This window comes from Enterobacter adelaidei, assembly GCF_041937165.1.
In the GTDB taxonomy this organism is placed as follows: domain Bacteria; phylum Pseudomonadota; class Gammaproteobacteria; order Enterobacterales; family Enterobacteriaceae; genus Enterobacter; species Enterobacter adelaidei.
The window spans coordinates 408553-422478 of sequence record NZ_CP154353.1 but is presented as its reverse complement, the minus strand read 5'-3'; the positions used below and the strand labels follow the sequence as shown (position 1 = coordinate 422478).

The window sequence follows — 13926 nt, the reverse complement described above, 5'->3', positions numbered from 1 at the left end:
ACTCAAACGAGCCTGAGTTTATCGCGTCGCGTTGGTTGGCGTCTTCATATAACGGAAGAAATCGCTGTCCGGGCTGAGGACCATCACATCCTGGTTGCTCTGGAAGCTATTCTCGTAAGCTCGCAGGCTACGGATAAAGGCGTAGAAGTCCGGATCCTGGCTGAAGGCATCTGCAAACAGCTTCGCGGCTTCTGCATCACCTTCACCGCGCAGAATACGTCCCTGACGCTCAGATTCCGCCAGTGTCTTGGTGACTTCGTAGTCCGCTGCCGCGCGCAGCTTCTCAGCCTCTTCCTGACCCTGTGAACGGTGACGACGGGCGACCGCTTCACGCTCGGCACGCATACGGTTGTAGATCGCCTCGGACACTTCCACAGGAAGGTTGATCTGCTTAATACGCACGTCAACGACTTCAATACCCAGGGCCGCCATACTGTTCGGGTTGATCACCGGCACTTTGCCGTTGGTTTCAGCCTGAACACGTTCCGCCGCTTTAGCAATCGCATCATCCGCTGCCGGTGTTGAGACTTCGTCTTCGGTGCCTGCGGTACCGGAGTTCAGCGCATCACGCACTTCCAGCGTCAGACGACCGCGGGAATCGGTCACGATATCTTTCACATCCAGACGTCCAATCTCAGAACGCAGACGGTCAGAGAACTTACGTTTCAGCAGCACTTCTGCCTGAGAAACGTCGCCGCCGCCTGTCGCCAGGAAGTAACGGCTGAAATCACTGATACGCCACTTGATGTAAGAGTCAACGATCAGGTCTTTCTTCTCTTTGGTCACGAAACGGTCAGCCTGGTTATCCATGGTCTGGATACGGGCATCAAGCGTTTTCACCGACTGAATGAACGGCACTTTGAAGTGCAGGCCCGGCTCATAGATCACCGGACGCTTGTCGCTATCACGGACGACGCTGCTGAACTGGAATTTGATCCCGCGTTCACCCTCTTTCACAACGAAAATCGAGGTGTAAAGCACGACCAGCACGATGATGATGATCGCAATAACTGACTTACGCATCCTTATTCCCCCTGACGCTGGTAGTCGTTACGCTGCGCGTTAGCACGGCGTTGGTCCATGATGTCACCATCGTTCGAAGAAGGCGTGGTTGTTGCGCTTGAGCTACTGGACGACGCAGGCGGCAGACGCAGCAGGCTGCTGGAACCGCTGGTGTCAGCTTTCGCCGCCGGAGCCGAACCGCCTTTCAGCATCTGGTCCAGTGGCAGTACCATCAGGTTTCCGCCTTTGTTGTCGTTAACCAGCACTTTACGCGTGTGGCTCAGCACTTTTTCCATGGTCTCGATATAGAGACGTTCACGGGTAATTTCCGGAGCCGCTTTATATTCCGGCAGAATTTTCGCGAAACGCGCCACTTCACCCTGTGCTTCCAGGATGGTCTGGGTTTTATATGCGCGAGCTTCTTCAAGAATACGCTGCGCCTGACCGTTAGCACGTGGCTGCACTTCGTTGGTGTACGCTTCCGCTTCACGGATGTACTGCTGTTCGTTTTCACGGGCAGCAATCGCGTCATCAAACGCCGCTTTCACCTCTTCCGGCGGACGAGCGGCCTGGAAGTTGACGTCCAGCAGGGTAATACCCATGTTGTACGGGCGAATGGTCTCTTCCAGCTCGCGCTGGGTATCGCTACGAATAACGGTACGACCTTCGGTCAGGATGCGATCCATAGTGTATTTACCGATAACACCACGCAGGGCGCTGTCGGTTGCCTGACGCAGGCTGTCATCAGCGCTGGTCACGCTAAACAGATAACGTTCAGGATCGGTTACGCGGTACTGTACGTTCATCTCAACGCGCACCACGTTCTCATCAGAGGTCAGCATCACACCAGATGCCGCCAGTTCACGAACAGACTCCACGTTGACCGCGGTAACGTCGTCAATGAAGGTCGGTTTCCAGTTAAGACCTGGCTCCACCAGATGGCTGAACTTACCGAAACGGGTGACGACACCGCGTTCCGCTTCTTTAATGGTGTAGAACCCGGTGGCAGCCCAGATGATCACCGCCGCAGCGGCAACAATGCCTACCACGCGGCCACCCATTTGCGGGCGCGGCCCCTGGGTAGAATTGCCACCCGAGCCAGAACCTTTACCTCCGCCAAGGCCACCAAGCTTTTTGCTCAGCTTGCGGAAGATATCATCCAGATCCGGCGGCCCCTGCTCGCGACCACCTTTGTTGCCATTTCCCCCAGAGTTGCCGCCTTGATTATTGCTGCTTCCCCACGGGTCGCGGTCTTGTCCGTTGTTACCGGGCTGATTCCACGCCATGTATATGCTCCATATTTGTTATGCAAGGGCGAATTATTCAGGCATCCCCTTTCTGATCAGACGATATAGTCGACCAGCGCAGGTTCTTGTTTACAGAGGCGACGCCAGTCAACGATCGGCATACGCACCTGCATCCCCACGCTGCCGTCATCCTCCATCCACTCTTTTTCTATCGCCTGAAGCTGATAAAACCGGCTGCGCAGCCTGCCTTCCTGTGGCGGCAATCGCAGCGTGTGCTGAGCTACCTCACCGGAAAGACGTTCTGTCAAAGCCTGGAAAAGCAGTGGCACACCAATACCGGACTGGGCAGAAAGCCAGACCCGAATCGGTTTGTTCTCTTCATCTCGATCAATACGCGGCTCGAAATCCTCCAGCATATCGATCTTGTTCATCACCAACAGCGTTGGGATCTCGTGGGCGTCGATCTCTTCGAGCACCACGTTTACCGCGTCGATGTTCTCTTGCACACGAACATCCGCCGCGTCAATCACGTGCACCAGCAGGGTCGCCTGTCGCGTCTCCTGCAGGGTAGCTTTAAACGCCGCCACCAGGTCGTGAGGCAAATGACGGATAAACCCTACGGTATCCGCCAGCACTGTTTCACCCACATCGGCGACGTCAATACGACGTAACGTTGGGTCCAGGGTCGCAAACAACTGGTCTGCGGCATAAACCTGGGCCTCAGTAATCTGGTTAAACAGGGTGGATTTACCGGCGTTGGTATACCCCACCAGCGACACCGTTGGGATGTCGGCTTTTGAGCGTGCACGACGACCTTGCTCACGCTGTTTCTCAACGCGTTCCAGACGTGAGAGGATCTGGGTAATACGGCCACGCAGCAAACGACGGTCGGTTTCGAGCTGGGTTTCCCCCGGACCGCGTAAACCAATCCCGCCTTTCTGTCTCTCAAGGTGGGTCCAGCCACGCACAAGCCGCGTTGCCAGATGGCGCAACTGCGCCAGCTCAACCTGCAACTTACCTTCATGGGTACGCGCACGCTGAGCAAAAATATCTAAAATCAAACCCGTGCGATCGATAACACGGCATTCGCAAAGCGCTTCCAGGTTACGTTCCTGGGCCGGAGACAGCGCATGATCAAACAACACAACTGAAGCGCCAGTTGCTTTTACGGCATCCGCAATTTCAACTGCTTTACCTTCACCAACAAAATACTTTGGGTGCGGCGCTTTACGGCTACCGGTAATCACCTGCATTGCTTCGACACCGGCGGAAGAGACCAGAGATTCAAACTCCTGGAGGTCTTCCATATCTTTGTCTTGCGAAAAATAGATGTGTACCAGCACCGCCTGCTCACCGGCATCATAACGGTCAAACAAGCGTAAACCTCTCTAAAAAGATCAGCGGGGAACGCAGGATCCCTGGCTCCCCGTGTGGATAACAGCAGAGACCTTATTCGGTCTCGTCGCTGTCCTGCGCTGGCGTTGAAGAACCCTGCGCGTTGCTGCCGTGATGGTAGTTACTGCCAGTGCCGCCGCCAGCGTTATTGCTGTGATGAGATACCGGACGAGACGGAACAACAGTAGAAATCGCGTGCTTGTAGACCATCTGACTGACCGTGTTTTTCAACAGGATCACGAACTGATCGAAAGACTCAATCTGACCTTGCAGCTTAATACCATTCACCAAATAAATAGAAACTGGAACACGTTCCCGACGCAATGCGTTCAGGAACGGATCTTGTAAAGATTGCCCCTTAGCCATTCTATCTTTTCCTTATATGCTTGTTTTGTACTTAGAACCTTGCGATTCTGAAAAATTGCGCACGATACGTCTCAATTGTACACATTCAGTGAGCGATATCACCAACAACCTCAATCACTTCGTTTAACGCCTGTTGCGGTTTTTCACTGTCTAACCAGTGAACCCCCTCCCAACCGCGCAACCAGGTGATCTGGCGCTTCGCTAACTGTCTCGTGGCGCAAACACCTCGATAAACCATTTCATCGTATGAAATCTCACCTTCAAGATACGACCACATCTGGCGGTATCCCACACAACGAATGGAAGGCATATCCGTATGCAAATCTCCACGGGCAAATAGCGCCCGCACTTCTGCTTCAAAATCTGAAGCTAACATCTGATGAAAACGCTGCTCAATTCGCTGATGGAGCAGTTCACGGCTCGCCGGGGCGATGGCGAACTGATGCACCTGATACGGCAGAGCCTCTCCTGACGTTTGCGTCAGTTCCGTTAAAGTTTTACCCGAAATGAAAAAAACTTCCAGTGCCCGGGAAAGCCTTTGCGGATCATTTGGATGGATCCGTGCTGCAGCAACCGGATCAATCTCTGCCAGTTGCTTGTGCAAAACGTCCCAGCCCTGCTCTGCCGCCTGCTGCTCAATTTTCGCTCTTACCTCAGGATCCGCTGATGGCAGAGGTGATAGCCCCTCCAGCAACGCCTTGAAATAGAGCATGGTTCCGCCAACCAACAGCGGTATACGTCCCGCCGCTGTTATCTCGGCCATCTCAGCTAAGGCATCCCGGCGGAAATCCGCTGCGGAGTAAGCCTGAGCAGGGTCGAGAATATCCAGCAAACGGTGCGGTGCCGCACGCAACTCTTCTGCGTCAGGCTTCGCCGTGCCGATGTCCATCCCCCGATAGATGAGGGCGGAATCAACGCTAATCAACTCTACGGGCAAAACTTTACGCAACTCAATGGCCAGTGCCGTTTTGCCGGAGGCCGTTGGCCCCATCAAAAAAATCGCCTTAGGCAGGCTCGCCTTGCTTACGTCAATCATGTTTCAGGGCGTTCATCGCCGTTTGTAAATCAACAGGTTGTAATAGACCCCCTGGCGGCGATTTCACCAGTTGCGGACAAAGACGTTCAACCTCTGCCAGCACGCTAATGGCCTGCGCCATACTCCACGGCGTGTGTTCGCTTGCCAGATGACGGGCGATCCACTGCGCGGTGTTGGCGGCATCAAACGATGTTTGCTGCGCCAGGTAGCCTATCAGTTCAGGAATCAAGTTTTGTAAATTTTGTTGGCGTAAGGGTAAAGGCACTGCACGAATTGTCACATGTTGTGGTTCGAGCACAATTTCAATGCCCATCTGCACCAGTTGGGCCTCTGCACGTTGCAATACCCTTGTTTCTTCAGCGGATATTTTCAGACGAACCGGGATCAGCAGCGGCTGCGCGCAGGCCGAATTTTCTCCCGGAGTGAGCTGCACCTGTTTGAGCCAGCGTTCGGCTACCGGCAATGCCAGAAGCATCAATTTGCCGTCACGCTCAAGCAGTGCCATATCCGGTACGACAATCGTCAACACCCGGCCAAAGCTCTGGCTATGAGCGTCCAGGGAAGACGACGCTACCGGGATGTGTTCTTTACGCTCCGCGGCTGGGGTTTCCAGCAGTTTGCGATACAAAGCCCCCTGCTGCTTTTGATAGCCAGGCTGGGCATTCGGGTAGTTTGCTCCCGTTGGGCGCGGAGCGCTCCCTGCAGAGGAGAAACGCGGCGCTTCCGGCTCGCGTACCGCAGCGGGTTCCGCAAAATGGTTCCGGCCCGCAGCAACACGGTTTTCCGGGAACGAACGTGGGGCAGGCTCTTCATTTTCCAGTGGCAACACCGGTTCAACCTGCTGTTGCAATACGCTCAGCACGCCCTGATAGATAAAATCGTGTACCAGTCGTGACTGGTGGAACCTTACTTCATGCTTGGCTGGATGGACGTTCACGTCGACCTGATGCGGGTCGATCTCCAGATAAAGTACAAAAGCAGGTTGCTGGTCGGCTCCGAGCTTGTCTTCGCAGGCCTGACGAATGGCGTGATTAATGAGACGGTCCCGCATCATGCGGCCATTCACGTAGCAATACTGGATCTCCGCGAACGCCGCACTGCTGGCGTTTGGGTCAGCCACCCAGCCGCGTAAAGCCAGATCGCCATGCTGCCACTCAATGGCCAGCGCCTGTTCCAGAAACGGTGTTCCACAGATAGTTCCCAGTCGACGCTCTTTCTGCCCGCCTTCGGCCACCGCTCTGTACTGGCGCATCACTTTGCCATTATGACTGAGGTTAATGGTGACATCGAAACGGGCCAGCGCGATACGACGGATGATTTCGTCGATATGACCGAACTCGGTTTTTTCGGTACGCATGAACTTGCGTCGGGCGGGAGTGTTGTAGAACAGATCCAGGACTTCCAGCGTCGTACCGACAGGATGCGCCGCAGGTTTGACCGTCACATCCATATCGCGCCCTTCAGCATAGGCCTGCCAGGCTTCTGCCTGGTCAGCCGTGCGGGAGGTCAGCGTCAAACGGGAAACCGAGCTGATACTGGCCAGCGCTTCACCGCGAAAACCGAGGCTTATGATGGCTTCCAGATCATCCAGAGAAGCAATTTTGCTGGTAGCGTGACGAGCCAGCGCTAACGCCAGCTCGTCTTTTTTGATACCACAGCCGTTATCACGAATGCGGATTAGCTTCGCGCCACCGCGTTCAATATCAATATCAATGCGGGTCGCGCCCGCATCGAGGCTGTTTTCCACCAGCTCCTTCACCACCGACGCAGGGCGTTCTACCACCTCACCGGCGGCGATTTGGTTCGCAAGCTGCGGCGGTAGAACCTGAATCGGCATGAATTCTCCTTAGTTGGTCGCAGTTATCTCGCCAGGCTGCGCGGCACTGGCCGTCTGAGCTGCCCCGCCCTGTGGCGCGGACTGCAGAGGATGCGCCTCAAAATATTTACGCAAACCGTTATAAATGGCTTCGGCAAGTTGCTGCTGGTAGCTGTCGCTGCCCAGCAGACGCTCTTCACTGTTATTGCTGATAAAGCCTGTCTCCACCAGAATGGATGGAATATCCGGCGAACGCAGAACCCCCAGGCTCGCATGCTCCGGACGACGCTTATGCAATGCTCCGATGCCCTGCAACTGATTCAATACGTTAGTGGCGACATCATAACCGACGCGCTGGGAATGACCGAACTGTAAATCCAGCACTGCCTGGCTGAGATATGGATCTGACTGGCTGTTTGCCAGCACATCACCCGCACCGCCTAACAGTTCAGACTGTTTCTCGTGCTCTTCCAGCCAGTTTGCCATTTCGCTGTTCGCCCTGCGGTTCGAAAGCACCCATACCGATGCGCCAGTCGCGCTACGGTTTGGCGCTGCATCCGCATGAATGGAGACCAGGAAGTTGGCATTTTGTTTACGCGCCACATCTGAGCGGCCCATTACAGAGATAAAATAGTCGCCGTCGCGAGTCAGCACGCCTTTGAACATCGGATCATCGTTTAACAACGTCCGCAGCTTACGGGCTACCGCAATCGTGACGTTTTTCTCCCGCGTGCCGCCTGGACCAATCGCGCCGGGATCCTGACCTCCATGGCCCGCATCAATCGCGATAATCACTTTATCACCGCTGACCGCACGACGTGCGCTGGCCGCAGGGCGTGTAACGCTATTACTGCTGGTGACGCTGGTAATGCGGTCGCTGTCCGATTTAAACGGATTACGTGCAGGTTCAGAAGGACGCGGTGTGTAAACCGGTTCTTCGACGCGTTTTGCCACCACTGGCGGAGGCGGCGGCGGAGGTACATCAGCATTGATGGTAAAAACCACCGTATAGTTCGCGCCGTTTTGTTGTTTGACCGCCTTCGTTTTGCCCTTTTCGGTGAGATCAACCACCAGGCGCAATGACTGGCTATCTTGTGGTGTGCCTGAGCGAATGCTCTTCACCAGATTGTTACCGCTGAACTGCAGCGGTAATCCCTGAATCACTCCGGTTTGTTTGATATCCAGCGCCACGCTGTGGCTGTCTGGCTGTGAAAAAGCGTATTCAGGGTCACCCATAAAACTGAATGTGATCCGGGCCTGGCTTTCACCGTTCGATACCTGAATATCTGAGAGGTTAGCCGCCCCGGCCTGCGCGCACAGCAGCACGGTGGCAGCCAATAACCAACTTTTAACGCGATTAATCATCCCGTTATCCCTAAGCTTAACCGGCTAAACGAGCCAGTAAGGAACACCCTGATGAGGAAACCGCACTGATGCGTGCCTCACGCCCTTGTGCCTGGTAATCTAAGTGAATTTCGACATCCGGGTCAGGCAACACACCCGCACCTTGTTGCGGCCACTCCACCAGGCAAATGGCATCATTGGCAAAATAATCACGGATCCCCATAAATTCCAGCTCCTCAGGATCCGCAAGGCGGTATAAATCGAAGTGGTACACCATGAGATTTTCAAGGGTGTACGGTTCTACCAGCGTGTAGGTTGGGCTTTTCACATTCCCGCTATGCCCTAACGCCTGTAAAAAGCCCCGGCTGAAGGTGGTTTTACCCGCACCTAAATCACCATACAGATAAATGACGGTTGCCCCCTGACAGGCCTGCGCCACGCGCTTGCCGAGATCTAAAGTGGCTTGTTCATCAGGTAAAGGAATCGCTCGATTAGTCATTTTCTACGTCAATCACATCCGGGTTAACAACACGCCGTAGCGTGCAAAAAAGATCGGTGGCCAGCATACCGCGTGTACAGTAACGTGCAGCCAGTTGATCTGCCGCTGCACCATGAGCCACGCAGCCCGCACAGGCTGCATCATAAAGGGGAAGTTTCTGTCCAAGCAATGCGCCAATGATGCCTGAAAGCACATCACCCATTCCGCCACTCGCCATGCCCGCATTTCCGGCATCAATAATGCCCAGCGCCTCTTCACTGGCGACGACGGTTCCTGCCCCTTTCAAAACGGCAACACCTCCGTAACGTTTTACCAGACGCTGAGCAGAAAGTAAGCGATCGCTTTCAATTTCTGCCACGCTGCAGTTAAGCAGACGCGCGGCTTCGCCGGGGTGTGGCGTCAGAATGCGATTGTGACGCTTATCTGGGTTGATTGCCAGAAGGTTCAGCGCGTCAGCATCCCACAGCATCGGTTTACGAAAATTCTCGACCTTTTGCAGGGCCTGTTTACCCCACGCCTGCTGCCCAAGCCCGGGGCCGATAACGACCACATCTGCCCACTCGAGGCTTTCCTCGAGCATCGGGAGCGTAAGCTCATGCACCATCAACTCGGGTCTGGCAGTAACGATCGGCGCAATATTCTCAATGCGCGTGAGGACTCGTACCAGACCAGCACCGCTTCGCAATGCCGCTTCACCCGCCATGCGGATAGCCCCCGCCGTACCGTAATCCCCCCCGACAATCACCAGTTTGCCATGATCGCCTTTATGGGATGTGGGACGTCTCGGAGGCAGCCACTCTGCAAGTTGCGAAGCATCAAAGCGCGAAAGGTGCGTTTCCTGACCGGCTAGCCAGCTGTCCAGCCCCAGCGCATTGTGGTGCAGTACGCCGACCACATCCCGCGCTTTGCCGGTCAGTAAACCCGGCTTCAGGGCGATGAATGTTACCGTATGCGCCGCCTGAATCACCGCCCCCGGCGTCGCGCCGGTTTGTGCTATCAGGCCTGAGGGAATATCCAGCGCCACCACCGGCGCGGAATGGCAATTGGCATGTGTAATCAGCGCGGCAATGTTCTCACGCGGCGCACTGCGTAGACCGGTCCCGAGCAGACCATCAATAATCAGATCCATATCCTCCGGCCAGAGGATATCAGGAGCATGAATCACACCGCCGGCATTCAGCCAGGCATCTCGGGCCGAGCAGGCCTCCTTCGGCAGCGGTTTAGCACTCGCCAGCGCCAGCAACGTGACGCGGATACCCGCAGCAACGGCAAGACGGGCGACAACATAACCGTCACCGCCGTTATTGCCGTGCCCGCACAAAACCAGCCAGTGTCTGGATTGCGGATATGCATTGTGGGCAACGTTAAACGCGGCTTCGCCTGCGCGCTGCATGAGTTCATATAGGGTGATACCGAGGCTGTCTGCTGCCTCTTTTTCGGCGCGCCGGAGGTCGTCCGCATGCCAGATGGAATGTGGTATACTTGCGGGGTTTTTCTTCACTGTATGGTCCGTCATGTCACAGCCCCTCGATCTCAATCAGTTAGCGCAAAAAATTAAACAGTGGGGTGCTGAGCTTGGCTTCCAGAAGGTAGGCATTACCGATACCGACCTCTCCGCCAGCGAGCCGAAACTACAGGCCTGGCTGGACAAACAATACCACGGCGAAATGGAGTGGATGGCGCGTCATGGCATGATGCGCGCCCGTCCGCACGAGCTTTTGCCGGGCACATTGCGTGTCATCAGCGTACGCATGAACTACCTGCCCGCCAACGCGGCTTTTGCGCGCACGCTAAAAAACCCCTCGCTGGGTTACGTCAGCCGGTACGCCCTGGGACGTGATTACCATAAACTTCTGCGTAACCGTTTAAAAAAACTCGGGGAAACTATTCAGCAGCACTGTGTTTCGCTGAATTTTAGACCCTTTGTCGATTCTGCGCCTATTCTTGAGCGCCCGATCGCTGAAAAAGCCGGGCTTGGCTGGACAGGTAAGCACTCACTTATCCTTAGCCGCGACGCCGGATCGTTCTTCTTCCTCGGGGAACTGCTGATTGATTTACCGCTGCCGGTAGACGGCCCGGTAGAGGAAGGCTGTGGCCGCTGCGTGGCCTGTATGACCATCTGCCCCACCGGCGCGATCGTTGAACCCTATACTGTTGATGCTCGCCGCTGCATCTCCTACCTCACTATCGAACTGGAAGGTGCGATCCCTGAGGAGTTCCGGCCGCTTATCGGCAACCGAATCTACGGCTGCGATGACTGTCAGCTGATCTGCCCATGGAACCGCTATTCACAACTCACGGATGAAGAAGATTTCAGTCCGCGTAAAGCTCTGCACGCACCGCAACTCGTTGAGCTGTTCGCCTGGAGCGAAGCCTGGTTCCTGAAAGTGACAGAAGGGTCTGCCATTCGTCGCATTGGCCATCTGCGCTGGCTACGTAATGTTGCCGTTGCACTGGGGAATGCGCCCTGGGATGAAGCCAATATTCAGGCGCTCGAAAGCCGCAGAGGTGAGCACCCACTTCTCGATGAACACATAGAATGGGCGGTTGCACAGCAAATCGAGAAGCGAAATGCCTGCGTAGTCGAGGTGCAATTACCGAAGAAACAACGCCTGGTGAGGGTGATTGAGAAAGGACTTACGCGCGACGCATAATATATTCACAGCCTGTGTATAAAAATACAAACTCAAGCAGCATCGGGACTGGAGAAGAGGTCAAGTGATCTCAATAACATTTTGAAATCAAATTTTATTCATATAATACAGCCAATTACACGAATACTATTCACCCTGCTAAGTTTTTAGCCGATTCCGATTAAACGTAGTTTCTGTGGATAACTCTGTTCACAAGAGTATTTCAGAGACAACAGAAAACGTCCCCAACGACTCTTTTCGCTGTGGATATTTTAAAGATGAAGAAGAATTTGGAGCGGGAAACGAGACTCGAACTCGCGACCCCGACCTTGGCAAGGTCGTGCTCTACCAACTGAGCTATTCCCGCTTGGGTGGTGCGTGCTGTGGAAGCACTTTCAAATTTTGGAGCGGGAAACGAGACTCGAACTCGCGACCCCGACCTTGGCAAGGTCGTGCTCTACCAACTGAGCTATTCCCGCTTGGGTGGTGCATGCTTTAAAAGCACTTTCAAATTTTGGAGCGGGAAACGAGACTCGAACTCGCGACCCCGACCTTGGCAAGGTCGTGCTCTACCAACTGAGCTATTCCCGCAAATCTGTACTGCTTTTGTTGCTGTCGTAACGTGTAATTCTCTGTCGTTACGGGAGGCGCATTATACGAGAAATCCTTTTAGCTGCAACCCCCCTGAAAGCGATTTTTTCGAAATTCAGTTCAAATGCTTATTTAATCGGCAAGCTGCACAATTTAACGGCAAAAAACCGGCCACGCAAGGCGCCGGATCTCAAAATCACAGCTTAATGAAGTTTTCGCGGTAATACGCCAGCTCCGCAACAGACTCACGAATATCGTCCATTGCCTGATGCGTCCCCTGTTTTTTAAAGCCATCCAGGATTTCAGGTTTCCAGCGACGAGCCAGCTCTTTCAGGGTGCTCACATCCAGATAGCGGTAGTGGAAGTAAGACTCGAGCTCCGGCATGTACTTAAACAGAAAGCGGCGATCCTGGCCGATGCTATTACCACAGATTGGCGATTTGCCTGCCGGAACCCACTGTTTCAGGAATTCAAGCGTCGCCAGCTCCGCCTCACGGTCACCCTGAGTACTGGCCTTCACGCGATCCACCAGACCGCTGCCGGTATGGGTACGCACGTTCCAGTCATCCATCAATGCAAGCTGTTCATCAGATTGATGAACCGCAATCGTCGGCCCTTCCGCCAGAATATTCAGGTTGGCATCGGTCACCAGGGTTGCAATCTCAATGATGCGATCGCGCTCGGGATCCAGCCCGGTCATTTCAAGATCGATCCAAATCAGGTTGTTTTCATCCGCGCTCATGTTATTTTCCACCCTTCTCGCATAACCGGCAGTAGCAGGTTAACTAGTATTAATTAGAGTGTATCATAGAGGTTTTGCCCCTTACGGGCGACCAGGAGCCAGCGCGATTGAGTAAAAATAAACTCTCCAAAGGGCAGCAGCGCCGCGTGAATGCCAATCACCAGCGCCGTCTTAAAACCACTTCGGAGAAGGTCGATTACGACGACAACCTGTTTGGCGAACCAACGGAAGGCGTAGTCATCAGCCGTTTCGGTATGCATGCCGACGTGGAATCCGCCGATGGTGAGATCCACCGCTGCAACATCCGCCGGACCATTCGTTCTCTGGTGACCGGTGACCGCGTCGTCTGGCGTCCGGGTAAAGAGGCGGCGGAAGGTGTTACGGTAAAAGGTATCGTTGAAGCGGTCCATGAGCGCACGTCTGTGTTAACCCGTCCCGATTTCTACGACGGCGTGAAACCGATTGCCGCCAACATTAACCAAATCGTTATCGTCTCGGCGATTTTGCCTGAACTTTCACTCAATATTATCGACCGATACCTCGTCGCCTGCGAAACACTGCAGGTTGAACCGATTATCGTGCTGAACAAAATCGATCTGCTGGATGACGAAGGAATGGCTTTCGTCAATGAACAGATGGATATCTATCGCAAGATTGGATACCGCGTTCTGATGGTCTCCAGCTACACCAAAGATGGCCTGAAACCGCTGGAAGAGGCGCTCACCGATCGTATCAGCATCTTCGCGGGTCAATCCGGCGTGGGTAAATCGAGCCTGCTGAATAACCTGCTTGGTCTCCAGCAGGAGATCCTCACCAACGATGTGTCTGATGTCTCGGGTCTGGGCCAGCACACGACCACCGCATCACGCCTGTATCACTTCCCACATGGCGGCGATGTGATCGACTCTCCGGGGGTGCGCGAATTCGGTTTATGGCATCTCGAGCCGGAACAAATCTTCAACGGATTTGTCGAATTCCATGATTATTTAGGCGCTTGCAAATACCGCGACTGTAAACACGATAACGACCCAGGTTGCGCTATCCGTGAAGCGGTAGAGAACGGTGAAATCGCGGAGACTCGCTTCGAGAATTACCACCGTATTCTTGAGAGCATGGATCAAGTAAAAACGCGTAAAAACTTTTCTGATTCTGATAACTGACAACTAAGCTAAGCATCGCTAAAATCGTCCCCTTTTTTCAGGTTCCGGTGCTCTGCCACCGGATCAGGAACGACAAAACAATGGCCTGGAGGCTA

12 protein-coding genes and 3 tRNA genes are annotated in these 13926 nt (G+C 54.3%); 2 read left to right on the top strand and 13 right to left on the bottom strand.

Annotated features, from left to right (window positions below; translation table 11 throughout):
- Positions 1-18 precede the first annotated feature (18 nt).
- The 9 genes from hflC to nnr all read right to left on the bottom strand — a co-directional run bounded on the left by hflC (position 19) and on the right by nnr (position 10221).
- Positions 19-1023, bottom strand: coding sequence for a protease modulator HflC (hflC, locus tag AAHF05_RS02060; protein ID WP_028016442.1), 1005 nt, complete (start codon positions 1021-1023; stop codon positions 19-21).
- Between the two features lie 2 nt (positions 1024-1025).
- Positions 1026-2288 carry an FtsH protease activity modulator HflK gene (gene hflK, locus AAHF05_RS02055; RefSeq protein WP_049005160.1) on the bottom strand — a complete coding sequence of 421 codons (1263 nt, stop codon included), beginning with the start codon at positions 2286-2288 and terminating at the stop codon, positions 1026-1028.
- A 56-nt stretch (positions 2289-2344) separates the two neighbouring features.
- Positions 2345-3625 (bottom strand): ribosome rescue GTPase HflX, encoded by a 1281-nt coding sequence (hflX, locus tag AAHF05_RS02050; RefSeq protein WP_028016440.1) that lies wholly within the window; start codon positions 3623-3625, stop codon positions 2345-2347.
- A 73-nt stretch (positions 3626-3698) separates the two neighbouring features.
- Positions 3699-4010 carry an RNA chaperone Hfq gene (gene hfq / locus AAHF05_RS02045; protein WP_008502919.1) on the bottom strand — a complete coding sequence of 104 codons (312 nt, stop codon included), beginning with the start codon at positions 4008-4010 and terminating at the stop codon, positions 3699-3701.
- A gap of 85 nt (positions 4011-4095) precedes the next feature.
- A complete protein-coding gene (miaA, locus tag AAHF05_RS02040) occupies positions 4096-5046 on the bottom strand; it encodes a tRNA (adenosine(37)-N6)-dimethylallyltransferase MiaA (protein ID WP_049005159.1) in 951 nt (316 codons plus the stop codon).
- Positions 5039-6883, bottom strand: a complete 1845-nt coding sequence (mutL, locus tag AAHF05_RS02035; RefSeq protein WP_129324139.1) for a DNA mismatch repair endonuclease MutL — start codon at positions 6881-6883, stop codon at positions 5039-5041. The genes miaA and mutL overlap by 8 nt, the downstream gene beginning before the upstream one ends.
- 9 nt (positions 6884-6892) lie before the next feature.
- Entirely contained in the window at positions 6893-8227 is a 1335-nt protein-coding gene (amiB, locus tag AAHF05_RS02030; protein WP_129324140.1) for an N-acetylmuramoyl-L-alanine amidase AmiB, read from the bottom strand.
- A gap of 16 nt (positions 8228-8243) precedes the next feature.
- On the bottom strand, positions 8244-8705 hold the full coding sequence (gene tsaE, locus AAHF05_RS02025) for a tRNA (adenosine(37)-N6)-threonylcarbamoyltransferase complex ATPase subunit type 1 TsaE (protein ID WP_028016436.1): 462 nt from the start codon (positions 8703-8705) through the stop codon (positions 8244-8246).
- The gene (gene nnr, locus AAHF05_RS02020; protein WP_129324141.1) at positions 8698-10221 is read right to left on the bottom strand and encodes a bifunctional ADP-dependent NAD(P)H-hydrate dehydratase/NAD(P)H-hydrate epimerase; all 1524 of its coding nucleotides are present in this window, start codon (positions 10219-10221) and stop codon (positions 8698-8700) included. The genes tsaE and nnr overlap by 8 nt, the downstream gene beginning before the upstream one ends.
- Here nnr and queG point away from each other — a divergent pair.
- Positions 10220-11359 (top strand): tRNA epoxyqueuosine(34) reductase QueG, encoded by a 1140-nt coding sequence (gene queG, locus AAHF05_RS02015; protein WP_028016434.1) that lies wholly within the window; start codon positions 10220-10222, stop codon positions 11357-11359. The genes nnr and queG overlap by 2 nt on opposite strands.
- Positions 11360-11629: 270 nt before the next feature.
- On the opposite strand, the gene AAHF05_RS02010 is transcribed toward queG, so the two are convergent.
- From AAHF05_RS02010 to orn, 4 genes are all read right to left on the bottom strand, one after another.
- Positions 11630-11705 (bottom strand) — tRNA-Gly (locus AAHF05_RS02010).
- Between the two features lie 36 nt (positions 11706-11741).
- Positions 11742-11817, bottom strand: a tRNA-Gly gene (locus AAHF05_RS02005).
- A 36-nt stretch (positions 11818-11853) separates the two neighbouring features.
- Positions 11854-11929 (bottom strand) — tRNA-Gly (locus AAHF05_RS02000).
- Between the two features lie 196 nt (positions 11930-12125).
- Positions 12126-12671, bottom strand: a complete 546-nt coding sequence (gene orn / locus AAHF05_RS01995) for an oligoribonuclease (protein WP_028016433.1) — start codon at positions 12669-12671, stop codon at positions 12126-12128.
- 107 nt (positions 12672-12778) lie between these two features.
- On the opposite strand from orn, the gene rsgA reads away from it, so the two are divergent.
- Complete coding sequence (gene rsgA / locus AAHF05_RS01990; RefSeq protein WP_032666746.1) at positions 12779-13831, top strand: small ribosomal subunit biogenesis GTPase RsgA; 1053 nt, start codon at positions 12779-12781, stop codon at positions 13829-13831.
- The last annotated feature ends 95 nt before the right edge of the window (positions 13832-13926 follow it).

Excerpts from the sequence above, each read along its gene's own strand:
- hfq (WP_008502919.1), bottom strand. The coding sequence starts at position 4,010 with ATGGCTAAGGGGCAATCTTTACAAGATCCGTTCCTGAACGCATTGCGT.
- queG (WP_028016434.1), top strand. The coding sequence starts at position 10,220 with ATGTCACAGCCCCTCGATCTCAATCAGTTAGCGCAAAAAATTAAACAG.
- nnr (WP_129324141.1), bottom strand. The coding sequence starts at position 10,221 with ATGACGGACCATACAGTGAAGAAAAACCCCGCAAGTATACCACATTCC.
- tsaE (WP_028016436.1), bottom strand. The coding sequence starts at position 8,705 with ATGACTAATCGAGCGATTCCTTTACCTGATGAACAAGCCACTTTAGAT.
- hflC (WP_028016442.1), bottom strand. The coding sequence starts at position 1,023 with ATGCGTAAGTCAGTTATTGCGATCATCATCATCGTGCTGGTCGTGCTT.
- hflK (WP_049005160.1), bottom strand. The coding sequence starts at position 2,288 with ATGGCGTGGAATCAGCCCGGTAACAACGGACAAGACCGCGACCCGTGG.
- orn (WP_028016433.1), bottom strand. The coding sequence starts at position 12,671 with ATGAGCGCGGATGAAAACAACCTGATTTGGATCGATCTTGAAATGACC.
- mutL (WP_129324139.1), bottom strand. The coding sequence starts at position 6,883 with ATGCCGATTCAGGTTCTACCGCCGCAGCTTGCGAACCAAATCGCCGCC.
- amiB (WP_129324140.1), bottom strand. The coding sequence starts at position 8,227 with ATGATTAATCGCGTTAAAAGTTGGTTATTGGCTGCCACCGTGCTGCTG.
- miaA (WP_049005159.1), bottom strand. The coding sequence starts at position 5,046 with ATGATTGACGTAAGCAAGGCGAGCCTGCCTAAGGCGATTTTTTTGATG.